Source organism: Latilactobacillus sakei (assembly GCA_002953655.1).
GTDB classification, from domain to species: Bacteria; Bacillota; Bacilli; order Lactobacillales; family Lactobacillaceae; genus Latilactobacillus; species Latilactobacillus sakei_A.
In genome coordinates this window covers 1,916,075-1,940,343 of record CP025839.1, presented here as the reverse complement: position 1 = coordinate 1,940,343, position 24,269 = coordinate 1,916,075, and the positions used below count along the sequence as shown (strand labels likewise).

Annotated in this window: 38 protein-coding genes; 35 read left to right on the top strand and 3 right to left on the bottom strand. The window is 41.1% G+C overall.

Going from position 1 to position 24,269, the window contains the following annotated elements; genetic code table 11:
* Nucleotides 1–21: 21 nt before the first annotated feature.
* On the bottom strand, nucleotides 22–729 hold the full coding sequence (locus C0213_09660) for a hypothetical protein (protein AUX12673.1): 708 nt from the start codon (nucleotides 727–729) through the stop codon (nucleotides 22–24).
* Nucleotides 730–1,009: 280 nt separating this feature from the next.
* Here C0213_09660 and C0213_09655 point away from each other — a divergent pair, with 280 nt between their 5' ends.
* The 3 genes from C0213_09655 to fusA all read left to right on the top strand — a co-directional run bounded on the left by C0213_09655 (nucleotide 1,010) and on the right by fusA (nucleotide 4,166).
* Entirely contained in the window at nucleotides 1,010–1,423 is a 414-nt protein-coding gene (locus tag C0213_09655) for a 30S ribosomal protein S12 (protein AUX12672.1), read from the top strand.
* 89 nt (nucleotides 1,424–1,512) lie between these two features.
* Nucleotides 1,513–1,983: a 30S ribosomal protein S7 gene (locus C0213_09650; GenBank protein ID AUX12671.1), complete on the top strand. Its 471-nt coding sequence runs from the start codon at nucleotides 1,513–1,515 to the stop codon at nucleotides 1,981–1,983.
* Between the two features lie 95 nt (nucleotides 1,984–2,078).
* Nucleotides 2,079–4,166 carry an elongation factor G gene (gene fusA / locus C0213_09645; GenBank protein AUX12670.1) on the top strand — a complete coding sequence of 696 codons (2,088 nt, stop codon included), beginning with the start codon at nucleotides 2,079–2,081 and terminating at the stop codon, nucleotides 4,164–4,166.
* A 542-nt stretch (nucleotides 4,167–4,708) separates the two neighbouring features.
* Here fusA and rsgA read toward each other — a convergent pair.
* A complete protein-coding gene (gene rsgA, locus C0213_09640) occupies nucleotides 4,709–5,713 on the bottom strand; it encodes a ribosome small subunit-dependent GTPase A (protein ID AUX12669.1) in 1,005 nt (334 codons plus the stop codon).
* A gap of 171 nt (nucleotides 5,714–5,884) precedes the next feature.
* On the bottom strand, nucleotides 5,885–6,436 hold the full coding sequence (locus C0213_09635) for an isochorismatase (protein ID AUX12668.1): 552 nt from the start codon (nucleotides 6,434–6,436) through the stop codon (nucleotides 5,885–5,887).
* 334 nt (nucleotides 6,437–6,770) lie between these two features.
* Here C0213_09635 and C0213_09630 point away from each other — a divergent pair, with 334 nt between their 5' ends.
* The 32 genes from C0213_09630 (at nucleotide 6,771) to C0213_09475 (ending at nucleotide 23,937) form a co-directional block, all read left to right on the top strand.
* On the top strand, nucleotides 6,771–7,079 hold the full coding sequence (locus tag C0213_09630; protein AUX12667.1) for a 30S ribosomal protein S10: 309 nt from the start codon (nucleotides 6,771–6,773) through the stop codon (nucleotides 7,077–7,079).
* Nucleotides 7,080–7,123: 44 nt separating this feature from the next.
* On the top strand, nucleotides 7,124–7,756 hold the full coding sequence (locus C0213_09625; protein ID AUX12666.1) for a 50S ribosomal protein L3: 633 nt from the start codon (nucleotides 7,124–7,126) through the stop codon (nucleotides 7,754–7,756).
* A 23-nt stretch (nucleotides 7,757–7,779) separates the two neighbouring features.
* Nucleotides 7,780–8,403, top strand: a complete 624-nt coding sequence (locus C0213_09620) for a 50S ribosomal protein L4 (GenBank protein ID AUX12665.1) — start codon at nucleotides 7,780–7,782, stop codon at nucleotides 8,401–8,403.
* Nucleotides 8,403–8,687: a 50S ribosomal protein L23 gene (locus C0213_09615; protein AUX12664.1), complete on the top strand. Its 285-nt coding sequence runs from the start codon at nucleotides 8,403–8,405 to the stop codon at nucleotides 8,685–8,687. Before C0213_09620 ends, C0213_09615 begins: the two co-directional genes overlap by 1 nt.
* A gap of 38 nt (nucleotides 8,688–8,725) precedes the next feature.
* Entirely contained in the window at nucleotides 8,726–9,559 is an 834-nt protein-coding gene (locus C0213_09610) for a 50S ribosomal protein L2 (GenBank protein AUX12663.1), read from the top strand.
* Between the two features lie 84 nt (nucleotides 9,560–9,643).
* Nucleotides 9,644–9,925 (top strand): 30S ribosomal protein S19, encoded by a 282-nt coding sequence (locus C0213_09605; GenBank protein ID AUX12662.1) that lies wholly within the window; start codon nucleotides 9,644–9,646, stop codon nucleotides 9,923–9,925.
* A gap of 18 nt (nucleotides 9,926–9,943) precedes the next feature.
* Nucleotides 9,944–10,297, top strand: a complete 354-nt coding sequence (gene rplV / locus C0213_09600; GenBank protein AUX12661.1) for a 50S ribosomal protein L22 — start codon at nucleotides 9,944–9,946, stop codon at nucleotides 10,295–10,297.
* Between the two features lie 13 nt (nucleotides 10,298–10,310).
* Nucleotides 10,311–10,970 carry a 30S ribosomal protein S3 gene (locus C0213_09595; GenBank protein AUX12660.1) on the top strand — a complete coding sequence of 220 codons (660 nt, stop codon included), beginning with the start codon at nucleotides 10,311–10,313 and terminating at the stop codon, nucleotides 10,968–10,970.
* Between the two features lie 2 nt (nucleotides 10,971–10,972).
* Entirely contained in the window at nucleotides 10,973–11,407 is a 435-nt protein-coding gene (locus tag C0213_09590) for a 50S ribosomal protein L16 (protein AUX12659.1), read from the top strand.
* Entirely contained in the window at nucleotides 11,397–11,591 is a 195-nt protein-coding gene (locus C0213_09585) for a 50S ribosomal protein L29 (GenBank protein AUX12658.1), read from the top strand. The genes C0213_09590 and C0213_09585 overlap by 11 nt, the downstream gene beginning before the upstream one ends.
* A gap of 23 nt (nucleotides 11,592–11,614) precedes the next feature.
* On the top strand, nucleotides 11,615–11,884 hold the full coding sequence (locus C0213_09580) for a 30S ribosomal protein S17 (protein AUX12657.1): 270 nt from the start codon (nucleotides 11,615–11,617) through the stop codon (nucleotides 11,882–11,884).
* Nucleotides 11,885–11,924: 40 nt separating this feature from the next.
* Nucleotides 11,925–12,293: a 50S ribosomal protein L14 gene (locus C0213_09575; protein AUX12656.1), complete on the top strand. Its 369-nt coding sequence runs from the start codon at nucleotides 11,925–11,927 to the stop codon at nucleotides 12,291–12,293.
* Between the two features lie 30 nt (nucleotides 12,294–12,323).
* Nucleotides 12,324–12,635, top strand: coding sequence for a 50S ribosomal protein L24 (locus C0213_09570; GenBank protein ID AUX12655.1), 312 nt, complete (start codon nucleotides 12,324–12,326; stop codon nucleotides 12,633–12,635).
* Between the two features lie 28 nt (nucleotides 12,636–12,663).
* Entirely contained in the window at nucleotides 12,664–13,206 is a 543-nt protein-coding gene (locus tag C0213_09565) for a 50S ribosomal protein L5 (protein ID AUX12654.1), read from the top strand.
* A 17-nt stretch (nucleotides 13,207–13,223) separates the two neighbouring features.
* Nucleotides 13,224–13,409, top strand: coding sequence for a type Z 30S ribosomal protein S14 (locus C0213_09560; GenBank protein ID AUX12653.1), 186 nt, complete (start codon nucleotides 13,224–13,226; stop codon nucleotides 13,407–13,409).
* A 31-nt stretch (nucleotides 13,410–13,440) separates the two neighbouring features.
* Nucleotides 13,441–13,839 (top strand): 30S ribosomal protein S8, encoded by a 399-nt coding sequence (locus C0213_09555; protein ID AUX12652.1) that lies wholly within the window; start codon nucleotides 13,441–13,443, stop codon nucleotides 13,837–13,839.
* Nucleotides 13,840–13,870: 31 nt separating this feature from the next.
* A complete protein-coding gene (locus C0213_09550) occupies nucleotides 13,871–14,401 on the top strand; it encodes a 50S ribosomal protein L6 (GenBank protein ID AUX12651.1) in 531 nt (176 codons plus the stop codon).
* Nucleotides 14,402–14,441: 40 nt separating this feature from the next.
* Entirely contained in the window at nucleotides 14,442–14,801 is a 360-nt protein-coding gene (locus tag C0213_09545) for a 50S ribosomal protein L18 (GenBank protein ID AUX12650.1), read from the top strand.
* Between the two features lie 18 nt (nucleotides 14,802–14,819).
* Nucleotides 14,820–15,320, top strand: a complete 501-nt coding sequence (locus C0213_09540) for a 30S ribosomal protein S5 (GenBank protein ID AUX12649.1) — start codon at nucleotides 14,820–14,822, stop codon at nucleotides 15,318–15,320.
* Between the two features lie 14 nt (nucleotides 15,321–15,334).
* Complete coding sequence (locus tag C0213_09535) at nucleotides 15,335–15,520, top strand: 50S ribosomal protein L30 (GenBank protein AUX12648.1); 186 nt, start codon at nucleotides 15,335–15,337, stop codon at nucleotides 15,518–15,520.
* Between the two features lie 34 nt (nucleotides 15,521–15,554).
* On the top strand, nucleotides 15,555–15,989 hold the full coding sequence (locus C0213_09530) for a 50S ribosomal protein L15 (protein AUX12647.1): 435 nt from the start codon (nucleotides 15,555–15,557) through the stop codon (nucleotides 15,987–15,989).
* Nucleotides 15,990–17,285 carry a preprotein translocase subunit SecY gene (locus C0213_09525; GenBank protein AUX12646.1) on the top strand — a complete coding sequence of 432 codons (1,296 nt, stop codon included), beginning with the start codon at nucleotides 15,990–15,992 and terminating at the stop codon, nucleotides 17,283–17,285.
* Between the two features lie 53 nt (nucleotides 17,286–17,338).
* Nucleotides 17,339–17,995, top strand: a complete 657-nt coding sequence (locus C0213_09520) for an adenylate kinase (protein ID AUX12645.1) — start codon at nucleotides 17,339–17,341, stop codon at nucleotides 17,993–17,995.
* 191 nt (nucleotides 17,996–18,186) lie between these two features.
* Nucleotides 18,187–18,405 (top strand): translation initiation factor IF-1, encoded by a 219-nt coding sequence (locus tag C0213_09515; GenBank protein AUX12644.1) that lies wholly within the window; start codon nucleotides 18,187–18,189, stop codon nucleotides 18,403–18,405.
* A gap of 32 nt (nucleotides 18,406–18,437) precedes the next feature.
* Complete coding sequence (locus C0213_09510) at nucleotides 18,438–18,554, top strand: 50S ribosomal protein L36 (GenBank protein AUX12643.1); 117 nt, start codon at nucleotides 18,438–18,440, stop codon at nucleotides 18,552–18,554.
* Between the two features lie 22 nt (nucleotides 18,555–18,576).
* Complete coding sequence (locus C0213_09505) at nucleotides 18,577–18,942, top strand: 30S ribosomal protein S13 (protein AUX12642.1); 366 nt, start codon at nucleotides 18,577–18,579, stop codon at nucleotides 18,940–18,942.
* A 23-nt stretch (nucleotides 18,943–18,965) separates the two neighbouring features.
* Entirely contained in the window at nucleotides 18,966–19,358 is a 393-nt protein-coding gene (locus C0213_09500; protein AUX12641.1) for a 30S ribosomal protein S11, read from the top strand.
* Between the two features lie 83 nt (nucleotides 19,359–19,441).
* The gene (locus C0213_09495) at nucleotides 19,442–20,380 is read left to right on the top strand and encodes a DNA-directed RNA polymerase subunit alpha (protein ID AUX12640.1); all 939 of its coding nucleotides are present in this window, start codon (nucleotides 19,442–19,444) and stop codon (nucleotides 20,378–20,380) included.
* A 26-nt stretch (nucleotides 20,381–20,406) separates the two neighbouring features.
* Nucleotides 20,407–20,787: a 50S ribosomal protein L17 gene (locus tag C0213_09490; protein ID AUX12639.1), complete on the top strand. Its 381-nt coding sequence runs from the start codon at nucleotides 20,407–20,409 to the stop codon at nucleotides 20,785–20,787.
* A gap of 672 nt (nucleotides 20,788–21,459) precedes the next feature.
* On the top strand, nucleotides 21,460–22,302 hold the full coding sequence (locus C0213_09485) for an energy-coupling factor ABC transporter ATP-binding protein (GenBank protein AUX12638.1): 843 nt from the start codon (nucleotides 21,460–21,462) through the stop codon (nucleotides 22,300–22,302).
* Nucleotides 22,278–23,153, top strand: coding sequence for an energy-coupling factor ABC transporter ATP-binding protein (locus tag C0213_09480; GenBank protein ID AUX12637.1), 876 nt, complete (start codon nucleotides 22,278–22,280; stop codon nucleotides 23,151–23,153). The genes C0213_09485 and C0213_09480 overlap by 25 nt, the downstream gene beginning before the upstream one ends.
* A complete protein-coding gene (locus C0213_09475; protein ID AUX12636.1) occupies nucleotides 23,146–23,937 on the top strand; it encodes a cobalt ABC transporter ATP-binding protein in 792 nt (263 codons plus the stop codon). Before C0213_09480 ends, C0213_09475 begins: the two co-directional genes overlap by 8 nt.
* The last annotated feature ends 332 nt before the right edge of the window (nucleotides 23,938–24,269 follow it).

Sequence of the window (24,269 nt, the reverse complement as noted above, 5' to 3'; positions counted from 1 at the left end):
CTCTTTTTTACTTATTCATTTTTACAAAAGGAATAAGTGCTGGGGCGGTGTTTGTAGGAGTGATATGATTACACCCATCGATATATAAGGAATAAACGGAATCTGGCGCGTCGCTTGTTTAGGCGATGGCCAGATTTTTTTGATGCCTTGAAATAGAATGCAGATTAAACAGGCTGCCAAGAGAATTCGCAAAACGGGTTCGAGGCCGACCCACAAGGTTAGAATAGTGAGCAACTCAACATCACCAAAGCCAAAACCGGGCGCCCAGAAGGTGGTGAGTAACAGCCCACAGCAAAAGGCAACTGCCCCTAGCCAATGATTCTGGGGCCAATACAAATAAAAGAGGGGGGCTAACGACGCAAATAAAGGAATTGGGTAGAGAATGTAGTAGAAGAGATCGACGAGGCTGATATAAAAGAGAATCACGAGTAAGTAATCGAAGTCCCAAGAAAGGGCTTGGCTAAAAATGAAGCAGGCTAATAGACCACCAGCTAGTTCGCTGAATAAAAAAGTGGGCTTAATCTGGGCGTGACAAGTGCGGCAGTGGCCACGCAAGTATAAGTAACTGAATAGTGGTAATAAGTCGTACCAAGCCAGTGGTTGCTGGCAGCAATCGCAATGCGATCGTGGTGTGATAATGGACTTTTCGATGGGTAAGCGCCAGGCGCAAACTGTTAGAAATGAGGCGCAACAAGCACCACTGTAAAAGATGATTAAATAAAGTAACATAAGTGACTCCTCCTTACTCTTAGACTACGGTAAAGGGGGAGTGTTTTTTTCAGAAAAGTAACCGAAATCGAGTTGACTTTCGATTTTTTGCATGCTATTCTTATAGATGTGCTTTTTACGGAGGTTTTCTGGATAACAGACATGCTGACTGACGTCTAAAAATGCATCTCAATCCGCGCAATCTAGGTTGCCATTTTTTTATCGCAAAAAAAGAACCACCTGGATGTGTGGACTTAAAACTCAAAAATAACTTTCAGCTCAAGGAAGGAGGAACCTTCAAATGCCAACAATTAACCAATTGGTACGTAAGGGTCGTAAATCAAGAACTTCAAAGTCTGATGCACCTGCATTAAACTTTGGCTACAATAGTATGAAGAAAAAAGCTACAGATAATCCAGCACCACAAAAACGTGGGGTCGCTACTCGTGTCGGTACTATGACACCTAAAAAGCCTAACTCTGCTTTACGTAAGTATGCTCGTGTGCGCTTATCTAACTTAATCGAAGTCACAGCTTATATTCCTGGTATTGGTCATAACCTACAAGAACATAGTGTTGTTCTTATCCGTGGGGGCCGTGTTAAGGATTTACCTGGGGTTCGTTATCACGTTATTCGTGGTGCTTTAGATACAGCCGGCGTTGACGGTCGTATGCAAAGCCGTTCTAAATATGGTACTAAGAGACCTAAAAAATAACACACAAAAAAATTTGAAAAAGTCGATTGAAGTTTAAATGACACTGTGTGTTACTTCAAGGACTTAAATATCTTGAGGAGGTTATCAGGATGCCAAGAAAAGGCTATGTTGCAAAACGTGACGTTTTACCTGATCCAATGTACAATTCTAAATTGGTTTCACGCTTAATCAACCGCTTAATGATTGATGGTAAACGTGGTACAGCGTCAACAATCTTATATGACGCATTTGATATTATTAAAGAAGAAACTGGTAATGAACCATTAGAAGTGTTCGAAGAAGCTATGAACAACATCATGCCAGTACTTGAAGTTAAAGCTCGCCGTATCGGTGGTTCTAACTACCAAGTGCCAATTGAAGTTCGCCCAGAACGTCGTACAACTTTAGGTTTACGCTGGTTAGTTAACTACGCACGCTTACGTGGGGAACATACTATGGATCAACGTCTTGCACGTGAAATCATGGATGCTGCCAACAACACTGGGGCTGCTGTTAAGAAACGTGAAGATACACATAAAATGGCTGATGCCAACCGCGCATTTGCACATTATCGCTGGTAAGATTATCAAGGTTGGCTATTGTATGTTTTTTAAAAAATCATATAATGGCCTCTTGTTGTCTTTAGGTTAATATTCGAGAGGAGTAACATTCACTTATGGCAAACAAACGTGAATTTCCGTTAGACAAAACGCGTAATATTGGTATCATGGCTCATATTGATGCTGGTAAAACAACGACTACAGAACGTATCTTGTACTATACTGGTAAAATCCATAAGATCGGTGAAACACATGAAGGTGCTTCACAAATGGATTGGATGGAACAAGAACAAGAACGTGGGATTACAATCACATCAGCTGCTACAACTGCTGAATGGAAAGGTAATCGAGTAAATATCATTGATACACCAGGTCACGTTGATTTCACAATCGAAGTTGAACGTTCATTGCGTGTTTTAGATGGTGCTATCACTGTCTTAGATGCTCAATCAGGGGTTGAACCTCAAACTGAAAATGTTTGGCGTCAAGCTACTACTTATGGTGTACCTCGTATTGTTTTCGTTAATAAGATGGACAAACTTGGCGCTAACTTTGATTATTCAATGACAACATTGGAAGATCGCCTACAAGCTAACGCACATGCCGTTCAAATGCCAATTGGCGCTGAAGATGAATTCCAAGGCGTGATTGATTTGATCGAAATGCAAGCTGATATCTATGACGAAGATGAATTAGGTGCTAAGTGGGATACAGTTGATGTACCTGCTGACTACCTTGAAGAAGCTACAAAACGTCGTGCCGAATTAGTTGAAGCTGTTGCTGATGTTAATGACGACATTATGGACAAGTACTTAGAAGGCGAAGAAATTTCTAAAGAAGAATTGAAAGCTGCGATCCGTCAAGCAACTATCGATTTGAAATTCTTCCCAGTTTTCGCTGGTTCAGCTTTCAAAAACAAGGGTGTTCAAATGTTAATGGATGGTGTTGTAGATTACCTACCATCACCATTAGACGTACGCCCTTATAACGCTAAAAACCCAGAAGACGATTCAGAAGTTGAATTGATGGCTGGCGATGACAAACCATTTGCTGGTTTAGCATTTAAGATTGCTACTGACCCATTCGTTGGTCGTTTAACATTCTTCCGTGTTTATACTGGTACATTACAATCTGGTTCATACATCTTGAATGCAACTAAAGACAAACGTGAACGTGTTGGTCGTTTATTACAAATGCATTCAAATCACCGTAACGAAATTCCTGAAGTATTCTCTGGGGATATCGCTGCTGCAATCGGTTTGAAGAATACAACAACTGGTGATTCATTGACTGACGTTGATCATCCATTAATCTTGGAATCAATGGAATTCCCTGACCCAGTTATCCAAGTTTCTGTTGAACCTGAATCAAAAGAAGATCGTGATAAGTTAGATCTTGCTTTACAAAAACTTGCTGAAGAAGATCCTACGTTCAAGGCTGAAACCAACAATGAAACAGGCGAAACGCTTATTTCTGGTATGGGTGAATTGCATTTGGATATCATGGTTGATCGTATGAGACGTGAATTTAAAGTGGTTGCCAAAATTGGTGAACCTCAAGTTGCTTACCGTGAAACATTCACAAAACAAGCATCTGCACAAGGTAAATTCGTTCGTCAATCCGGTGGTAAAGGTCAATATGGTGACGTTTGGGTTGAATTTACACCTAATGAAGAAGGTAAAGGCTTCGAATTCGAAGACGCTATCGTCGGTGGTGTTGTTCCTCGTGAATACATCCCATCAGTTGAACAAGGTTTGAAAGAATCAATGGCAAACGGTGTCTTAGCTGGTTACCCATTGATTGACGTTAAAGCTAAGTTATATGATGGTAGTTATCATGATGTCGATTCTAATGAATCAGCATTTAAGATCGCTGCATCAATGGCATTGAAGAACGCTGCTAAACAAGCTGGCGCTGAAATCCTTGAACCTATCATGAAGGTTGAAGTTATTGCTCCTGAAGAATATCTTGGCGATATCATGGGACAAGTAACTGCTCGTCGTGGTGCTGTTGAAGGTATGGAAGCACGTGGTAATGCCCAAATCGTTAATGCAATGGTACCATTGTCAGAAATGTTTGGTTATGCGACAACATTACGTTCAGCTACACAAGGTCGTGGGACATTTACAATGGTATTTGACCACTACTCAGCTGTTCCTAAGAGCATCCAAGAAGAAATCATTAAGAAGAACGGTGGCCAATAAGCGAATCGTTCGTCAGAACGGTCGTTTGACTGCACTAATTGCTTAATATCGTTTTTTGTGACCGGGTTGCTGTCAAAAGCAACTCGGTTTTTTTAGTTGTGAGCGATGTCATTCTTTTACAGTTTCATAATTGAATGTTCACATTTTGTTCACAACTAATTGTTATTCTTTATACATCAGATAAATTCCTCCCAAGAATCATCTGATTTTGTTAATTTTGTGTGGTAGCTCTCCCTAGAAAGAATTAGCTATCGCAAGCAACACCAATGAGTTATAGTTCAATCGGTAGAACGGACCATCATTTGAAATTCCTCCCAAGAAAATCAAAACATATCACTTATGATCTGTTTGTCTGGCCGTATTTAATTGCTTTCGAAGGCACAATTAAAGTGGCACAATGGAAATGAGCTGATGTATTTAAGATGGTTGATGTAGGTTCAATTCCTACTAACTCGATTGCCACCGCCCTGGCATAACATTTTTTCGTCGATAATACTTAAATAAAAAAACACCGCCAATTTTAAATTGACGGTGTTTTTTAGTTATTTCTGGCCGGGCCTTGTTTTTAAACTACCCAATAAACGAGTGACCTTAGCACGTTCTATTTCTCTAGGGGAGAGCTGGCTATATTCAGCTTCGATTTTTAGTTTCTGGTAATCACTTAAACGTTTGGCTGTTAGTTGATGGGTTTCGATCGCTGCGGCAACTGCGCAACCAGGCTCGCCGTTATGTTGGCAGTCGTTGAAGCGACAGTTTTGGGCAAAGGTCTCAATATCAGTGAAGACATCGTTAAGTGTTGCGCCCATTTCGCTAGTCATACCAAGTTCACGCATGCCCGGTGTATCAACGATGAAAGCTCCTGATGGCGTCCGGTATGCCTGACGACTAGTTGTCGTATGGCGCCCCTTATCATCATCTGAACGGATGCTACGCGTTGTTAGCTGCTGGTCACCAATAATGTGCTTAATCAGCGTCGATTTACCAACCCCTGATGAGCCGACAAAGCCCACCCAACTATCGGGAGCGAGGTAGCTTGCGAATTGTGCCGCAAGTTGATCGTGGTTAGCGCCGGTTGTCATGACCGGTACGCTATCGAAAGTGATTGCACTAATCTGATTCAAATAGTCGGTTAATTCATTGGTGCTAATTAAATCGATTTTACTGAGGATGATTACGGGATTGGCGCCGCTTTCCCAAGCCATCGCTAGATAACGTTGAAGACGCGCTTCATTAAATTCTTTATTAGCTGACGTCACAATGAAGAGGATCTCGATGTTGGCAGCTAGTGGTTGGAGATGACTCTGTTGTTTTGTGCTACGTCTTTGAATGAGTGAGCGGCGTTTTGCATAACCCATAATTTGAAAACGGCGATTGTCATCGTAAAGCTGACCATAAACTTGATCGCCGACCAGTGGTAAGTCGACGTTGCTTTGGGCCTCGTGACGATAACGACCGCTGAGGATGGCATTCATTTCGATATCGTTAATTAAAACGCGATAATGATCTTGGCTTTGAAAAATAACGTAGCCGGTGAGTTGTTGATTCAATTTAAAAACCTCCGTATTTATAATACTTCTATAGTAGAGTATAAATATGGCGGTATATTAGCTATCTATGCAGAAAATACCGCCATAGATAGCACAATTGCCGAATTATTATTTAACATAAAAAATCTCCTTAATGATTAGATTGGTCATAATATACCATATGTGTGACTGTTAGACAATTGTGGCACCTAAACTATTTTTGAAGTGTGCCAGCGCCCATCCTTGGCCGTTTGGCGTGAAAGTAGCGACAGCCTTTTGGTGGATAGTCAGTGGATAATTTAAGTTATAAGCTGAAACGGCTGTGTGTAACACGCAGATGTCCGTGCAGACACCGGTTAAATGCAGATCGGTAATCTGCCGTTCGCGTAGGAAATTATCGAGATTGGTGTTAGCAAACGCAGAGTAGCGATTCTTGGCAAATGCGTAGACGTAGGGGCTGTCTTGATGCTCAGCATACCAATTAGCTAGTGGGCCGTAAAAAGCACGTCCGCGACTATCTGCGAGGTTGTGGGGTGGGAAGAGTTTAGACTCTGGATGGAAAGGGTCGTTGGCAACGTGTAAGTCAGTTGGTAAAATAATAAATTGTTTTTGGGCTAAAAATTGATCCGCAAGTGTTACAATGGTAGATGCGATGTCTTGAGCCGGCTTACCAGCTGTCAAGGCACCGTCTGGCGCGACGAAGTCATTTGTGTAATCGATAATCAATAACGCAGCTTTATCCATTGGAAGAGCCTCCTGAGGTTTAAAATTAACTTTAGTTTAACGAAAACCAATGTAAAAGGCTACTAACACGCTGTGGGCTTTTTTGTAATGAAAATGTCATGAAAAACTTTGATAAATCAGCAAAAAAGGGGTTGCGTTATCGCGCTCTATCTTGTAAGATATATAAGGTGCTATTTCTATAGCAGAGGTTTGCACACATGGGGGTCGCAAGATACCCCGAGTAGCTAAGATGTGAGAGGTTGCGACACACCCGGCCGCTTTGCCATGGGCGGGCGTGCCGGAAAAATTTTCACGGAGCTAGTCTACTTTTAAAATAGACGAAGGAGGGAAAAACATGGCAAAACAAAAAATTCGTATTCGTTTGAAAGCATTCGAACACCGTATTTTAGATCAATCAGCTGATAAGATTGTGGAAACAGCAAAGAGAACAGGAGCTTCAATCTCTGGTCCAATTCCATTACCAACTGAAAGAACTTTATACACAGTTCTCCGTTCACCACATAAGCACAAGGATTCACGTGAACAATTTGAAATGCGTACTCACAAACGTTTAATCGATATTGTTAACCCAACACCTAAGACAGTTGATTCATTGATGAAACTTGACTTACCTAGTGGCGTTGACATCGAAATCAAGCTTTAATTAGTATTATCCAAATAAAAAAATAATTGAAAAGAGGTGTTACCATGACCACAAAAGGAATCTTAGGTAGAAAAGTAGGTATGACACAAGTCTTTACTGAAAACGGTGAATTAATTCCCGTAACAGTTATCGCAGCAACTCCAAACGTTGTTTTACAAGTTAAAACAAACGAAACAGACGGCTATGAAGCCATCCAAGTCGGTTTTGAAGATAAACGCGAAGTCTTGTCAAACAAACCTGCTAAAGGTCATGTAGCAAAAGCAAATACTACTCCTAAGCGCTTCATTAGAGAATTCAGAGATGTCGCATTAGGAGATTACGAAGTAGGAACAGAAATCAAAGTTGATACTTTCGCAGCCGGCGACGTCGTTGACGTTACTGGTGTAACGAAAGGTCATGGTTTCCAAGGTAACATTAAAAAAGACGGACAATCACGTGGGCCTATGGGTCACGGTTCTCGTTACCACCGTCGTCCTGGTTCAATGGGTGCTGTTATCAACCGTGTCTTCAAGGGTAAATTATTACCTGGACGCATGGGTAACAACCAACGTACTGTTCAAAACCTTGTGGTTGTAAGTACAGACGTAGAAAAGAACGTTATTCTTGTTAAAGGTAACGTACCAGGCGCTAAAAACTCAATGGTTACAATTAAAACAGCCGTTAAAGCTCATAAATAATCTGAGAAGGGAGGATTTTACCAATGGCAAACGTAACATTATTTAAACAAGATGGTAGCCAAAATGGGAACGTTGAATTAAACGACTCAATCTGGGCTATCGAACCTAATGAAAATGTTGTATTTGATGCTATCATCATGCAACGTGCATCATTAAGACAAGGAACACACGCTGTTAAGAACAGATCAGCTGTTCGTGGTGGTGGTCGTAAACCTTGGCGTCAAAAAGGTACTGGTCGTGCTCGTCAAGGCTCAATCCGTTCACCTCAATGGCGTGGCGGTGGTGTTGTTTTCGGACCTACACCTCGTTCATACAGCTATAAATTACCTCGTAAGGTACGTCGTCTTGCAATTAAGTCAGTACTTTCACAAAAGGTTATCGATAATGATTTAATCGTTGTTGATTCATTTAGCTTTGATGCACCTAAGACTAAGGAATTCGCCGAAGTACTTAACAAGTTAGATGTTAATACTAAAGTATTAGTAGTTCTTGAAGACGGAAATGATTTTACTGCTTTATCAGCTCGCAACTTACCTAACGTAACTGTTGTTCCTGCTGATGGTATCAACGTATTAGACGTTGTAGGCAACCAAAAATTAATCCTTACTCAAGCTGCTCTTTCTAAAATTGAGGAGGTGCTTGCATAATGGAAGCACGCGATGTTATTTTACGCCCAGTAGTTACTGAAAGCTCAATGGCTGCAATGGACGACAAGAAATACACATTTGATGTTGATGTTCGTGCCAACAAAACACAAGTGCGTTACGCAATCGAAGAAATCTTTGGTGTCAACGTTAAAAACGTTAATATCATGAACGTCCGTGGCAAGTTAAAACGCCAAGGTCGCTATGCGGGTTACACTAAGAAACGCCGTAAAGCAATCGTGACATTAACAGCTGACTCAAAAGAAATCAAGATTTTTGAAGATTAATTAACATTAAATAGAATAAATTATAGGAGGGCATACACGTGGGAATTATTAAGTACAAACCAACCACAAATGGTCGTCGTAACATGACCAGCTCAGATTTTGCTGAGATCACAAAGACAACCCCTGAAAAGACGTTGTTGGAATCCCAAAGCCATACTGCTGGTCGTAATGCACATGGTCATATCACTGTTCGTCATCGTGGCGGCGGTCATAAACAATATTACCGTGTCATTGACTTCAAGCGTATTAAGGATGATATCAAAGCGACTGTTAAGTCAATCGAATATGATCCAAATAGAACATCAAATATCGCATTAATCCAATATCCAGATGGTATCAAATCATACATCATCGCCCCTAAAGGCCTTGAAGTAGGTATGATCGTTGAATCTGGTGTTAATGCTGATATCAAAGTAGGTAACGCATTACCATTAGCTAATATTCCTGATGGTACTCTTATCCACAATATCGAATTAAAACCTGGTAAAGGCGGCCAATTGGTTCGTTCAGCTGGTACATCAGCTCAATTATTAGGTAAAGAAGGCAAATACGCTATCGTTCGTTTAACTTCAGGCGAAACACGTATGATCCTACTTACATGTCGTGCAACGGTCGGTACAGTTGGTAACGGTCAACACGAATTAATCAAGATTGGTAAAGCTGGCCGTAAACGTTGGATGGGTATTCGTCCTACAGTTCGTGGTTCAGTAATGAACCCTAACGATCATCCTCATGGTGGTGGTGAAGGTAAAGCTCCTATCGGTCGTCCTTCTCCTATGTCTCCATGGGGTAAGAAGACACTTGGTAAGAAAACTCGTAGTAGTAAGGCTCGTTCAGAGAAACTTATTATTCGTCATCGTAAATCAAGATAATCAATTTAAATTGAACTTATCCAAAGCCAACGCGGCCTAAGCAATTAGGGCACGTTGCACTTTTCATTCGAAGGAGGTTTCATAATGAGTCGTAGTTTGAAAAAAGGACCATTCGCAGACGCTCACTTGCTCAACAAGATTGAAGCACAAGCCGACAGCGAAAAGAAACAAGTCATCAAGACTTGGTCCCGTCGCTCGACAATTTTCCCTAGCTTTATTGGTTACACAATCGCTGTTTATGATGGACGGAAACACGTTCCCGTTTTCATTTCAGATGATATGGTAGGCCATAAATTAGGCGAATTTGTACCAACAAGAACTTTCCATGGTCATGGAAATGACGATAAGAAAACAAAAGCACGCTAGAAAGGAGGATGAATCTCAATGGCAGATCAAATTACTAGTGCAACAGCTAGTGCTAAATCAGTTCGCATGCCTGCACGTAAAGTGCGTATGGTAATCGACTTGATCAGAGGCAAGAGTGTTGCAGAAGCAATTGCAATCTTAGAATTTACACCAAGAGCTGCTTCACCAGTTGTTATTAAAGTTTTGAAGTCAGCTATCGCTAACGCAGAACACAATTATGACTTAGACGCAGAAAACTTGGTTGTTACGAAAGCTTACGCTAACGAAGGACCAACATTGAAACGTTTTCGTCCTCGCGCTAAAGGCTCAGCATCACCAATCAACAAACGTACAAGTCATATCACTGTAGTTGTATCAGAAAAAGAAGCATAAGGAGGGATATCGCGTGGGTCAAAAGATTAATCCAACCGGTTTTCGTGTTGGCGTCATCCGTGATTGGGACGCTAAATGGTATGCAGAAAAAGATTTCGCAACATTCTTACACGAAGATCTTAAGATTCGTAAATATATCAACACAAAATTAGCTGACGCATCTGTCTCTACTATTGAAATCGAACGTGCTGCAAATCGCGTGAACGTTTCAATCCATACTGCTAAACCTGGTATGGTCATTGGTAAAGGCGGCTCAGAAGTAGAAAATCTACGTAAAGCTTTAAATAACTTAACAGGCAAGAAAGTACACATCAACATTGTGGAAATCAAGAAACCTGATTTAGACGCTCATTTAGTAGGCGAAGGTATTGCTCGTCAATTGGAAGCACGTGTTGCTTTCCGTCGCGCTCAACGCCAAGCTATGCAACGTACAATGCGCGCTGGTGCTAAGGGTATCAAAACTCAAGTTGCCGGCCGTTTGAACGGTGCTGACATGTCTCGTGTCGAAACACATGCTCAAGGAACTGTTCCTTTGCATACGTTACGTGCAGACATCGATTATTCATGGGACGAAGCCATGACTACTTACGGTAAATTAGGAGTTAAGACTTGGATTTATCGGGGCGAAGTATTACCTGCTAAAGCCAACAACAATACGAAAGGAGGGAAATAAACATGTTAGTACCTAAACGTGTAAAACATCGTCGTGAATTCCGTGGGAAGATGCGCGGTGCTGCAAAAGGTGGCAAAGAAGTCACTTTTGGTGAATTCGGGTTACAAGCATTAGAATCAAGTTGGATTACCAACCGTCAAATCGAAGCTGCCCGTGTTGCCATGACTCGTTACATGAAACGTGGTGGGAAAGTGTGGATTAAAATTTTCCCTCATAAATCATACACTGCAAAAGGTGTCGGCGTTCGAATGGGTTCAGGTAAGGGTGCTCCTGCTGGATGGGTTGCTGTAGTAAAACGTGAAAAAGTCATGTTTGAAATCGGCGGCGTTTCTGAAGAAGTTGCTCGTGAAGCATTACGCTTGGCATCACATAAATTGCCAGTTAAAACTAAGATCGTAAAACGCGAGGAAGTAGGTGGCGAGTCAAATGAAGGCTAAAGATATTATTGAATTAACCACTGCTGAAATGCTTGAAAAAGAACACCAATACAAAGAAGAATTATTCAATCTTCGTTTCCAACAAGCTACCGGTCAATTAGAAAATACCGCCCGCTTAAAGCAAGTTCGTCAGAACATTGCACGGATTAAAACTGTATTACGTCAACAAGAACTTAACAAATAATAAATGGAAAGGAGCTATTTACTTTGAGCGAAGAAAGTCGTAACCATCGTAAAGTGTACCAAGGCCGTGTTGTTTCAGACAAAATGGATAAAACAATCACTGTCATGGTTGAAACTTATAAAACACATCCTGAATACGGTAAACGTGTTAAATATTCAAAGAAATATTATGCACAAGATGACAACAACGAAGCAAAGGTTGGCGACGTTGTGCGTGTTATGGAAACTCGTCCTTTGTCACGTACAAAACGGTTCCGTTTATTAGATGTCGTTGAAAAAGCAGTTATTATCTAAATCGTTACTCATATAAAAGTGACGGAAGGAGGACCTATAAGTGATTCAATCAGAAAGTCGTCTTAAAGTTGCTGATAACTCAGGTGCCCGTGAAATTTTAACTATTAAAGTTTTAGGTGGCTCAGGTCGCAAGACTGCCAATATTGGTGATGTTATCGTTGCAACAATTAAACAGGCAACACCAGGTGGCGTTGTCAAAAAAGGTGAAGTTGTCAAGGCTGTTATCGTTCGTACTAAGTCAGGTGCTCGTCGTGTAGACGGTTCTTACATCAAGTTCGATGAAAACGCTGCTGTTATCATCAATGATGACAAGACTCCAAAAGGAACACGTATCTTCGGACCAGTTGCACGTGAATTACGTGACAGTGATTTCATGAAGATCGTTTCCTTAGCGCCTGAAGTTCTATAATTACAGACTACCAAGGAGGTGCGTATATCAATGTTTGTTAAAACTGGTGATAAAGTAAAAGTAATCAGCGGTAAAGATAAAGGTAAAGAAGGTACAATCATCAAAGCTATGCCTAAAGAAGGTCGAGTTGTTGTTGAAGGTATCAATACCATTAAAAAGCACGTTAAGCCAAATGCTCAAAATCCTAATGGTGGGATTGTTGATACAGAGGCAAGTATCGATGCTTCAAACGTCATGCTAATCGATCCATCAAACAACGAACCAACACGTGTTGGCTACAAAGTTGTCGATGGCAAGAAAGTACGCGTGTCAAAGAAAACTGGAGAATCAATCGATAAATAATCTTTTGGGGAAAGGAGGCACTTTTTACATGACTAACCGTTTAAAAGAAAAATATGTTAAAGAAATGACACCAGCGTTGATCGAAAAGTTCAACTACACATCAAGCATGCAAGTACCTAAGATCGAAAAGATCGTACTTAACATGGGTGTTGGTGATGCTGTTTCTAACGCTAAGAACTTGGACAAAGCTGTTGAAGAATTAGGTTTGATTGCTGGTCAAAAACCATTAATCACAAAAGCTAAGAAATCAATCGCCGGCTTCCGTTTACGTGAAGGTATGCCAATCGGCGCTAAAGTAACTTTACGTGGCGAAAGAATGTACGATTTCTTAGATAAATTAGTTAACGTATCTTTACCTCGTGTTCGTGATTTTCACGGTGTTAGTGCAAAATCATTCGATGGTCGCGGTAATTATACATTAGGTGTACGCGAACAATTGATCTTCCCTGAAATCGATTATGATAAGGTAGATCGCGTTCGTGGTTTAGATGTTGTTATTGTAACAACTTCAAACACTGACGAAGAAGCACGCGAATTGTTAACACAATTCGGCATGCCATTTGCTAAATAAAAAGGGAGGTCAATTTCTTGGCTAAAAAATCTTTAGTTGTAAAGAATCATCGTCCTGCAAAATTCTCAACACAAGAATACACACGTTGCGAACGTTGTGGACGTCCACATTCTGTATATCGTAAGTTTAAGCTTTGCCGGGTTTGCCTCCGTGAATTAGCTCATAAGGGCCAAATTCCAGGCATGAAAAAAGCCAGCTGGTAATCAAAAGATTCAATAAAGGAGGTTAATCCACATGGTCATGACAGATCCTATCGCAGACTATCTAACACGTATTCGTAACGCCAACATGGTACGTCACGAATCTTTAGAAGTTCCTGCTTCACGTATTAAAAAAGATATTTCTGAAATTTTGAAACGCGAAGGCTTCATCCGTGATTACGAAGTGATTGAAGACGACAAACAAGGTATCATCCGTGTATTCTTGAAGTATGGTAAGAATAACGAACGTGTTATCTCTGGTTTGAAACGTATTTCAAAACCTGGTTTACGTAATTACGTAAAAGCTAACGAAGTTCCTAAGGTATTAAATGGTTTAGGAATTGCTATTATCTCAACAAGTAACGGCGTCGTAACTGACAAAGAAGCTCGTGAAAAGGCTGCCGGCGGCGAAGTTCTCGCATACGTCTGGTAATCTAAACTTTAAATAAGGAGGTGTCATTAACGTGAGTCGTATCGGATTAAAAGTAATTGAAATCCCTGCAGGTGTTACCGTAACAAAAGACGGTGAAAACATCACTGTTAAGGGACCTAAAGGTGAACTAACTCGTCATTTCAATCCAATCATTGAAATGCACCAAGAAGGAAACCTTATCAACTTTACACGTAAGAGTGAAAGCGATCGTGCAATGCACGGTACTATGCGTGCTAACTTAAATAACATGATTTTGGGTGTTACGGAAGGCTTCAAGAAGACATTGGATCTTATCGGTGTTGGTTACCGTGCCCAATTAAAAGGTAAAACTTTAGTATTAAATGTTGGTTACTCTCATCCAGTTGAAATGGAAGCACCAGAAGGTGTTAACGTAGAAGTGCCATCAAATACAAACATCATCATCAGCGGTATTAGCAAACAAAAAGTTGGCCAATTCGCAGCTGAAATTCGTGATGTACGTCCTCCAGAACCTTACAAAGGCAAAGGTATTCGTTATACTGATGAACATGTTCGCCGTAAAGAAGGTAAAACTGGTAAATAAAGCAGCCTAGCTGTTTAAACAACATTAAGAGGTGAAAATTGTGATTTCAAAACCAGACAAGAATAAGACACGTCAAAAACGCCATACACGCGTTCGTGGCAAGATCTCTGGTACTGCTGACTGCCCACGCTTGAACGTTTTCCGTTCTAACAAAAACATCTACGCTCAACTTATTGATGACGTAGCGGGTGTGACGCTAGCAAGTGCCTCAACATTAGATAAAGAAGTAAAAGTAGAAGGAACTAAAGTCGAACAAGCACAACAAGTCGGCGCATTAGTTGCACAACGTGCAGTTAAAGCAGGCCACAAAGTTGTTGTCTTTGATCGTGGCGGCTATTTATATCATGGTCGTATCGAAGCTTTAGCTACAGCTGCTCGTGAAAACGGACTAGAATTCTAATAAGGAGGAAAACCATTTATGACTTACATTGATCCAACTCATTTAGACTTAGAAGATCGCGTTGTTTCAATCAACCGTGTTACAAAAGTTGTTAAAGGTGGACGTCGTCTACGTTTTGCTGCTATCGTAATCGTTGGTGATAAAAACGGTCACGTTGGTTTCGGTACTGGTAAAGCTCAAGAAGTACCTGAAGCTATTCGTAAAGCCGTTGAAGACGCTAAAAAGAATCTAATCAATGTGCCTAAGGTTGGTACAACCTTACCTCATGAAGTTATCGGTCGCTTCGGCGCTGGTCGTGTGCTATTAAAACCAGCCGTTGAAGGTTCTGGTATCGCCGCTGGTGGCGCTGTTCGTGCCGTCATGGAATTAGCAGGAATCGATGATGTGACAAGTAAAACATTGGGTAGCAAAACTGCTATCAACGTTATTCGTGCCACAATTGACGGTTTAACTCGTATGAAGACTGCTGAACAAATCGCAGAATTGCGTAACATCTCTGTAGAAAGCTTACAAAACTAGGAGGATAACTGAACATGGCTAAATTAAAGATTACTTTAAGAAAAAGTGCTGCTCATCGTCTTCCAGAACAACGTAAAATGGTCAAAGAATTTGGCTTGAACCGAGTAAATAGTTCTGTAATCAAACCAGATGATGCTGCAACTCGCGGTGTGATTTTCAAACTCGCACATTTAGTAACAGTCGAAGAAATTAAAGACTAATTTCAACATATATTGCAAGGAGGTGCGCACAATAATGAAACTACATGAATTGAAACCTAACGAAGGTGCTCGCGATGTTCGCAAGCGTGTCGGTCGTGGTACGTCTTCAGGTACTGGTAAAACAGCTGGCCGTGGACAAAAAGGCCAAAAGGCTCGTAGTAAGGTACGTTTAGGCTTTGAAGGTGGGCAAATGCCTTTATTCCGTCGTATGCCAAAACGCGGCTTCAAGAACATCAACCGCAAAGAATATGCTATCGTTAACCTTAACGATTTAAATCGTTTTGAAGACGGTACAGAAATCACAGCAACTGTATTAATCGAAGCAGGTGTTGTTAAGAACGAACTTTCAGGTGTTAAAGTATTAGCAAATGGTGAATTAAACAAAAAATTGAACATTAAGGTAAGCAAGTATTCTGAAGCTGCAAAAGCTGCTGTAGAAGCTGCTGGCGGTTCAATTGAGGTGATTTAATTGCTTAAAACACTAAGAAACGCATTTAAAGTCAAGGAAATCCGTAGTAAGATTTTGTTTACTTTAGGCGTTTTGATCGTTTATCGTTTAGGTGCACAAATTACGGTACCAGGTGTTAACGCTGGCGCGTTAACCAAGTTAGGATCAACTGGTTTGATTCCTTTACTTGATACTGTTAGTGGTGGTGGCTTGGCGAATTACTCCATCTTCTCGATGGGGGTTTCACCATTCATCACGGCCCAAATTGTGGTTCAATTACTACAAATGGACATTGTGCCTAAATTTGTAGAATGGAGCAAGCAAGGTGAAGTTGGGAGACGTAAACTTAACCAAGTGACGCGTTACTTAACGATCATCTTAGCGTTTATCCAATCAATTGGGATTACTGCTGGCTTTAACTCACTCAGTCAAATGGGTTTGGTTAAGGATCCAGGAATTAAGACCTTCGTTAGCATCGGGATCATCCTGACGGGTGGGACGATGTTAATTACTTGGTTAGGTGAACAGATAACTGATAAAGGTTTAGGGAATGGTGTTTCAATGATTATCTTCGCGGGTATCATTGCGCGCCTCCCAAGTGGCCTTCATCAAATCATCAAGGAACATGTCTTGAATGCTTCTAAAGGTGAAATGTGGCTTGGTATCTTGTTCGTTGTTGGCTTGATTGTAGCGGTTTTAGTCATTGTGACTTTCGTTACTTGGGTGCAACAGGCGAACCGTAAGATTCCAATTCAATATACACGTCGCGAAGCAGGTGCAGGTGACAACAGTTACTTACCACTAAAGGTCAATGTTGCTGGTGTGATTCCGGTTATCTTTGCTAGTTCATTTATTATGACACCTCAAACAATCTTAATGGCCTTCCAGGGAAGCCATGGTGAAGATGCTTGGTTCAAAGTTATGTCAGACATTTTCAGTATGCAAACTGTGACAGGTTCGATCGTTTATACGGTGCTCATTATTCTCTTTACCTTCTTCTACGCGTTTGTTCAGGTTAACCCTGAAAAAGTTGCTGAGAACTTGACCAAACAAGGGAGTTATATCCCAGGTGTTTGGCCGGGTAAAGGTACCGAGAAATATCTCTCCGGCGTATTAATGCGACTATCGACTGTCGGTGCGTTGTTCTTAGGGGTAATTGCATTATTACCTCAATTAGCAGCAAACCTCGGTGGTCTACCTCAATCAATTGGTTTAGGTGGGACTAGTTTACTAATCGTCGTTGGTGTGGCGCTTGAAAGCACACGTCAACTCGAAGGTTTACTCATGAAACGGAAATACGTTGGCTTCATTCGATAAGCAATTATCGTTTAAAAAGTATTGAATCCTTGTTTTAAATAGGAGGCAAAGGCATGAATCTCATGTTAATGGGACTTCCTGGCGCTGGTAAGGGAACACAAGCTGAAAAGATTGTTGACGCTTATCATATTCCACACATTTCAACTGGTGACATGTTTAGAGCTGCTATGGCAGATCAAACAGACCTTGGTGTTAAAGCTAAGGCCTTCATCGACAAAGGTGAATTGGTACCAGACGATGTGACAAACGGAATTGTCGAGGAACGTCTTTCACAAGCAGATACTAATGTAGGTTATCTTCTTGATGGTTTTCCTCGGACACTTGACCAAGCGGATGCTTTAGCGGTCATTACTGATAAATTGAACAAACCTTTAGATGGTGTGATTAACATTGATGTTGATCCTGAAATCTTGGCTGATCGTTTATCTGGTCGCTTCATTTGTAAAACTTGTGGCGCAACGTACCACAAGCTTTACCATCCAACTCAAGTGGAAGGCACATGTGATCGCTGTGGCGGCCACGTCTTCTTCCAACGAGAAGATGATAAACCTGAAACGGTTAAGAATCGCTTAAAGGTCAATATCGAAATGAATACACCTTTACTTGATTTTTATGAAAAACGTAACCTGCTTTACACGGTAGATGGGAATCAAGAAATTGATGACGTGTTCGCTGCCGTTAAAAAAGTACTTGATACCATTAAAGACTAGTCATCAACTCAAGTGATCTTTTAGGTCATTATTCACGTAAAAGCCTGACTTGTGGTTAATGACTAAGTACTCAGTGCTTTTAAAAATTTAATGCTTGTGATATAATATCTCGGTATGACACTAGGGTGAGTGCGGAGAGCTCTCACCATTTTTCTGTATGAATTTTCATAACCACAAGGGGGTACTTTTGCGTGGCAAAAGATGACGTCATTGAAATTGAAGGTAAAGTAACTGATACTTTACCAAATGCAATGTTCAAAGTAGAACTTGAAAATGGTGCTGTGATTTTGGCACACGTTTCAGGTAAAATCCGTAAGAATTACATCAAGATTTTACCGGGAGACCGTGTGACAGTTGAACTATCACCATATGATTTGACTAAGGGACGAATTACGTATCGCTTTAAATAGGCGTAAGGATCATATCAAGGAGGTCAGTCGATATGAAAGTAAGACCATCAGTAAAACCAATGTGCGAACATTGTAAAGTTATTAAACGAAAAGGCCGCGTTATGATTATCTGCGCAGCTAATCCAAAACACAAACAACGTCAAGGTTAATTAATAAGCAGGAGGTGCAAGAATGGCTCGTATCGCAGGTGTGGATTTACCACGTGATAAACAAATTGTGATTGCTTTAACTTATATTTTCGGAATCGGAAATACAACTGCCGTTAAAGTCTTGGCTGATGCTGGCGTCCCAACAGACGTCCGTACACGCGATTTAACGCCGGATCAAGAAGACAAGATCCGTGCAGCATTAGATACAGTTAAAGTTGAAGGCGATCTTCGTCGTGAAGTTAGCTTAAACATCAAACGTCTACAAGAAATCGGTTCTTATCGTGGCATGCGTCATCGTCGTGGTTTACCAGTTCGTGGTCAAAACACGAAGAACAACGCTCGTACACGTAAAGGTAAGAAAGTTTCTATCGCAGGCAAGAAAAAATAATCAGTAAAAGGAGGTTATAATTTATGGCAAACAAGAAGAATGCACCACGTAAGCGTCGTGTAAAGAAAAATATCGAAGCTGGCGTTGCACATATTCACTCAACATTTAACAACACTCTTGTAATGATCACTGATCCTAACGGGAATGCTGTTGCATGGTCATCTGCTGGTTCATTAGGTTTCAAAGGTAGTCGTAAGTCAACACCTTTTGCTGCTCAAATGGCTGCAGAAGCTGCTGGTAAAGAAGCCATGGAACATGGTATGAAATCTATTGAAGTTGCTGTTAAAGGACCAGGTTCTGGTCGTGAAGCTGCAATCCGCTCATTACAAGCAACTGGTTTAGAAGTTACTGCTATTCGTGACGTCACACCAGTTCCTCATAATGGATCTCGTCCTCCAAAACGCCGTCGTGTTTAGTCTGGGCTACGCTTCATTTTGAGACAAACTGAAACGTGTTCACGTATAAACACTTCTCGTTTTGAAAGGGGTAAAAGATAAGAATGATCGAATTTGAAAAACCAAACATTACAAAGGTTGATGAAAGTACTAACTACGGTAAATTCGTTGTTGAACCACTTGAACGTGGCTACGGTACGACTTTAGGTAACTCTTTACGTCGTATCTTATTAGCATCTTTACCAGGTACTGCTGTCACAGATATCCAAATTGATGGTGTCTTACATGAATTTTCAACAATTGATGGCGTCCTAGAAGACGTGACACAAATCATTTTGAATATCAAAAAATTAGCACTTAAATTGCACGTTGAAGAAGACAAAACGATTGAGATTGACGTTAAGGGACCAGCAACAGTTACTGCTGCTGATATCATTTCGGATGACGATGTTGAAGTCTTAAATACTGATCAATATATTTGTACAGTAGCTGAAGGCGGCAATTTCCACGTGCGAATGACAGTTAAAAAAGGCCGTGGTTATGTTGCTGCTGTTCAAAACAAGTCAGACGATATGCCAATTGGTGTTTTACCAATCGACTCAATTTATACCCCAATCAGTCGTGTCAACTATCAAGTAGAAAGTACACGTGTTGGTCGTCGTAACGATTTCGACAAGTTAACACTTGATGTTTGGACAAACGGTTCCATCAGTCCTAGAGAAGCTATTAGCTTAGCTGCGAAGATTATGACAGAGCATTTGGCAATCTTTGTAGATCTTACTGATGAAGCGAAGAATGCTGAAATCATGGTCGAAAAAGAAGAGACGCATAAAGAAAAAATGCTTGAAATGACAATTGAAGAGTTAGATTTATCAGTCCGTTCATACAACTGTTTGAAACGCGCTGGTATCAACACTGTTCAAGAGTTAACTGACAAATCAGAAGCAGATATGATGAAAGTTAGAAATCTTGGTCGCAAGTCGTTAGAAGAAGTTAAGAACAAGTTATTTGATCTTGGCTTAGGCTTACGCACAGAAGAATAAACTGATAAGAAGGAGGGACTCCATTCATGAGTTATCGTAAATTAGGTCGTACAAGCTCACAACGTAAAGCAATGTTACGTGATTTGACAACAGATTTAATCATCAATGAACGTATTGTTACTACTGAAGCTCGTGCCAAAGAAATTCGTAAAACAACTGAAAAAATGATCACTTTAGGTAAACGCGGTGATTTACACGCTCGTCGTCAAGCTGCAGCATTCGTTCGTAACGAAGTAGCTGATATTCGCGAAGAAGACGATGCTGTAATCGTTCAATCTGCTTTACAAAAGTTATTTAGTGACATTGCTCCACGTTATGCTGAAAGAAATGGTGGTTACACACGCATTCTTAAAACAGCCCCTCGTCGTGGTGACGGTGCATTAATGGTTATTATTGAACTTGTTTAATAATAAAAAATGATTTCTAGGTCATTTGATCGATGAGACAGGGCGTTATGATGATGGCATTTATTTGCCAAGTCTAGTCCTAAGGTTATGTTAGCACTACAGCATAGCTTTCATCGATTGATGATTTACATAATAAAACGTCTAATTCTGTTAACAGAGTTAGGCGTTTTTTGTGTTAGGTAGAAATATAAACAGAGCGACTTACACAGCCACTTTAAGGGGATTCTATGATAAAATAGAGGGTAGTTTCGCAGCCCTAGAAGCAAGTGGTTGGGCGATTTTGGTAGAAACGTGCCCTTTCAAGCAACTTCTTGCGTCTAGCGACATCAGGTAAATCAACGATTACATCGTTAATTCACCTGATTATGCTATACTCAGAATTTACCGCTTGAAGTGGCACTCTAAATTGAAACGTGCCTTTCAAAGCTGCCTTTTGTGCTTAGCTATGCATCGCAAACAATCGACTGTGTCGCTTATTCACGATACTAGGCTAATGCTCAGAGCCAAAACGCTTTGACGGCACTCTAAATTGAAACGTGCCCTTTCAAGCAACTTCTTCCGTCTAGCGACATCAGTCAAATCAACGATTACATCGTTAATTCACCTGATTATGCTATACTCAGAAGCTACCGCTTGAAATGGCACTCTAAATCATGAAATTAGGTATTCTCAATGAATGAAAATAAAATCATAGAAGTGACACATTTAAAATATGAATACCCACAGGCGAATCGGTTGGCCCTTAATGATTTATCGGTCAGCATCAATGCCGATGAGTGGGTCGCAATTATTGGCCATAATGGGAGTGGTAAGAGTACGTTTGCCAAATCCTTGAATGGCTTATTAGATTTACAGTCAGGAAGTATTACGATTGATGGATTACCCTTATCGATTGAAACCGTTTGGGACATTCGCCGTAAGATTGGCATGGTTTTCCAAAATCCGGATAATCAATTTGTTGGCGCGACGGTCGAAGATGATGTGGCGTTTGGTCTGGAAAACCAAGGGATTGAACGGACTGAAATGCAGCGACGGGTTCAAGATGCGGTTGACCGCGTTGGTATGACCCAATTTATGACGCGCGAACCAAGTCGTTTATCAGGCGGCCAGAAGCAACGAGTGGCATTAGCGGGGATTATCGCCCAACAACCTGAGATTCTCATTCTCGATGAAGCAACAAGCATGCTTGATCCTAAGGGACGCCAAGAAGTCCTCGAGACCATTCATACGTTGAAACAAGAAACGAAAATGACCGTGCTTTCCATTACCCATGATATTGACGAAGCGGCTAGTGCGGATCGGATTGTTATGTTAGACAAGGGACAAGTGATTGATCAAGGGACACCAGCCGAAATCTTTGCATATGGCCAACGATTGCTCGACCTCGGGTTAGATGTACCGTATCCCGAGAAACTCAAAGCAGCACTTACTAAGTTAGGCGTACCGATGCCAGCGGACTATCTCACAACGGAAAGGATGGTTGATCATCTATGGACATTACATTCAAAGATGTAAGTTATACGTATCAACCCGGGACACCTTTTCAAGGGATTGGGTTAAAACACATTAATTTAACGATTGAATCGGGCTCTTATACAGCATTAATCGGCCATACCGGCAGTGGCAAGTCGACGTTATTGCAACACTTGAATGCGTTGTTGAAGCCGACTGAAGGGATCGTGCAGATTGGTGAGCGCCAAATTACGCCTGAAACGAATAACAAAAATTTGAAGATTATCCGGCAAAAAGTTGGTATGGTCTTCCAATTTCCAGAAAGTCAATTATTTGAAGCTACGGTCCAAAAGGATATCGCCTTTGGCCCCCAAAATTTCGGGGTACCAGAAGCCGAAGCGCTTGAACGGGCTAAAGCAATGGTTGAACTGGTTGGTCTGCCAGAAGCGGTCTTAGAACAATCACCATTTGATTTATCCGGTGGCCAGATGCGCCGGGTTGCAATTGCTGGTGTTTTGGCCATGCAGCCAGAAGTCTTAATTCTCGATGAACCAACCGCTGGGCTCGATCCAGTTGGTCGCCGGGAAATGATGGGCTTATTTGAAAAGCTGCACCGCGAACAGGGGATGACAATTGTGATGGTTACACATCAAATGGACGATGTTGCTAACTATGCAGATCACGTTGTTGTCTTGGAAAATGGAGGGATTGCCAAGAGTGGGACACCGCGCGAAATTTTTGCCGATCCGGAATGGCTAACGTCTAAACAACTAGGTCTGCCCACCACGACGCAGTTTGCCCAAGCATTAATCAAGAAGGGCTTTGTATTCCCTAAGGTACCGTTAACGGAACACGAGTTGGCGGCAATGTTGCGCGATCAGTTACCACAGGAAGCAGGTGGCGCTAATGAATAAACTAATTCTAGGCCGCTATATCCCGGGAGATTCAATCCTGCATCGAATGGACCCACGGGCGAAGTTAATTGCCAGTTTCTATTACATCGGAATCATTTTCTTAGCACGCTCTTGGCCAGCTTATCTTTTATTATTTGTTTTCACGATGGCTTTAATTCTAATTTCGAAAATTAAACTCAGTTTCTTCTTGAAAGGGGTGCGGCCATTATTGTGGCTCATCCTCTTTACCGTTTTACTCCAAATTTTCTTCACGCGTGGAGGCACCGTCTATTGGCAGTGGGGCTTCTTGAGCCTAACCAAGTTCGGATTACTCAACGGGGCGTATATCTTCATGCGTTTTGTATTGATTATCTTCATGTCGACGCTCTTAACGTTAACGACACCACCGTTATCATTAGCGGATGCGATCGAATCGATCCTGAAGCCATTAAAAGTCATCCATTTCCCAGTCTATGAAGTCGCATTGATGTTATCAATTGCCCTACGCTTCGTACCAACGTTGATGGATGAAACCACGAAGATTATGAATGCGCAACGTGCGCGGGGTGTTGATTTCGGCGAAGGTAGTCTTTTGCAACAAATGAAAGCTATTATTCCCATCTTAATTCCGCTATTTGTTAGTAGCTTCAACCGGGCTGATGACTTAGCAACTGCCATGGAAGCCCGTGGTTATCAAGGTGGCGAAGGCCGCAGTAAATATCGTGTCTTGAAATGGCAGACAAGAGATACGCTCGCGTTTGTCGCAATGGCGGTATTAACGATTGGGTTAGTAATCTTACGTTAATCAATAATAATAAAAAGCATTATCTGAAAACAACCTCAAAAAGGTGATTTTACAGATAATGCTTTTTTAGTAGCAACGGTTAATTATTTCTAATCCTAGCATGAGTCCTGAAAACGACTGGTATAGCAGGATTTATATAAGCATTAGGTTATATTTACATGTCTCAAAATATAATGGTAAACAAGTTAAAAAAATAACATATTCAGCCAAGTGAATTTAAAAAAAGTTTATTTTCGAAACGCTTACAGCGTCAATAAGTCTGTTAACATAGGAAAAATCTAATTGAAAATATTACTTGCACAATTGAAAATGAGATGGTACATTATTCACAT

What these genes read in the sequence shown, in the direction of transcription:
- C0213_09660 (AUX12673.1), bottom strand. Translation starts at nt 729, where the DNA reads ATGTTACTTTATTTAATCATCTTTTACAGTGGTGCTTGTTGCGCCTCA.
- C0213_09655 (AUX12672.1), top strand. Translation starts at nt 1,010, where the DNA reads ATGCCAACAATTAACCAATTGGTACGTAAGGGTCGTAAATCAAGAACT.
- C0213_09650 (AUX12671.1), top strand. Translation starts at nt 1,513, where the DNA reads ATGCCAAGAAAAGGCTATGTTGCAAAACGTGACGTTTTACCTGATCCA.
- fusA (AUX12670.1), top strand. Translation starts at nt 2,079, where the DNA reads ATGGCAAACAAACGTGAATTTCCGTTAGACAAAACGCGTAATATTGGT.
- C0213_09635 (AUX12668.1), bottom strand. Translation starts at nt 6,436, where the DNA reads ATGGATAAAGCTGCGTTATTGATTATCGATTACACAAATGACTTCGTC.
- C0213_09630 (AUX12667.1), top strand. Translation starts at nt 6,771, where the DNA reads ATGGCAAAACAAAAAATTCGTATTCGTTTGAAAGCATTCGAACACCGT.
- C0213_09625 (AUX12666.1), top strand. Translation starts at nt 7,124, where the DNA reads ATGACCACAAAAGGAATCTTAGGTAGAAAAGTAGGTATGACACAAGTC.
- C0213_09620 (AUX12665.1), top strand. Translation starts at nt 7,780, where the DNA reads ATGGCAAACGTAACATTATTTAAACAAGATGGTAGCCAAAATGGGAAC.
- C0213_09615 (AUX12664.1), top strand. Translation starts at nt 8,403, where the DNA reads ATGGAAGCACGCGATGTTATTTTACGCCCAGTAGTTACTGAAAGCTCA.
- C0213_09605 (AUX12662.1), top strand. Translation starts at nt 9,644, where the DNA reads ATGAGTCGTAGTTTGAAAAAAGGACCATTCGCAGACGCTCACTTGCTC.
- rplV (AUX12661.1), top strand. Translation starts at nt 9,944, where the DNA reads ATGGCAGATCAAATTACTAGTGCAACAGCTAGTGCTAAATCAGTTCGC.
- C0213_09590 (AUX12659.1), top strand. Translation starts at nt 10,973, where the DNA reads ATGTTAGTACCTAAACGTGTAAAACATCGTCGTGAATTCCGTGGGAAG.
- C0213_09585 (AUX12658.1), top strand. Translation starts at nt 11,397, where the DNA reads ATGAAGGCTAAAGATATTATTGAATTAACCACTGCTGAAATGCTTGAA.
- C0213_09570 (AUX12655.1), top strand. Translation starts at nt 12,324, where the DNA reads ATGTTTGTTAAAACTGGTGATAAAGTAAAAGTAATCAGCGGTAAAGAT.
- C0213_09565 (AUX12654.1), top strand. Translation starts at nt 12,664, where the DNA reads ATGACTAACCGTTTAAAAGAAAAATATGTTAAAGAAATGACACCAGCG.
- C0213_09555 (AUX12652.1), top strand. Translation starts at nt 13,441, where the DNA reads ATGGTCATGACAGATCCTATCGCAGACTATCTAACACGTATTCGTAAC.
- C0213_09540 (AUX12649.1), top strand. Translation starts at nt 14,820, where the DNA reads ATGACTTACATTGATCCAACTCATTTAGACTTAGAAGATCGCGTTGTT.
- C0213_09535 (AUX12648.1), top strand. Translation starts at nt 15,335, where the DNA reads ATGGCTAAATTAAAGATTACTTTAAGAAAAAGTGCTGCTCATCGTCTT.
- C0213_09530 (AUX12647.1), top strand. Translation starts at nt 15,555, where the DNA reads ATGAAACTACATGAATTGAAACCTAACGAAGGTGCTCGCGATGTTCGC.
- C0213_09520 (AUX12645.1), top strand. Translation starts at nt 17,339, where the DNA reads ATGAATCTCATGTTAATGGGACTTCCTGGCGCTGGTAAGGGAACACAA.
- C0213_09510 (AUX12643.1), top strand. Translation starts at nt 18,438, where the DNA reads ATGAAAGTAAGACCATCAGTAAAACCAATGTGCGAACATTGTAAAGTT.
- C0213_09505 (AUX12642.1), top strand. Translation starts at nt 18,577, where the DNA reads ATGGCTCGTATCGCAGGTGTGGATTTACCACGTGATAAACAAATTGTG.
- C0213_09500 (AUX12641.1), top strand. Translation starts at nt 18,966, where the DNA reads ATGGCAAACAAGAAGAATGCACCACGTAAGCGTCGTGTAAAGAAAAAT.
- C0213_09495 (AUX12640.1), top strand. Translation starts at nt 19,442, where the DNA reads ATGATCGAATTTGAAAAACCAAACATTACAAAGGTTGATGAAAGTACT.
- C0213_09490 (AUX12639.1), top strand. Translation starts at nt 20,407, where the DNA reads ATGAGTTATCGTAAATTAGGTCGTACAAGCTCACAACGTAAAGCAATG.
- C0213_09485 (AUX12638.1), top strand. Translation starts at nt 21,460, where the DNA reads ATGAATGAAAATAAAATCATAGAAGTGACACATTTAAAATATGAATAC.
- C0213_09480 (AUX12637.1), top strand. Translation starts at nt 22,278, where the DNA reads ATGGACATTACATTCAAAGATGTAAGTTATACGTATCAACCCGGGACA.
- C0213_09475 (AUX12636.1), top strand. Translation starts at nt 23,146, where the DNA reads ATGAATAAACTAATTCTAGGCCGCTATATCCCGGGAGATTCAATCCTG.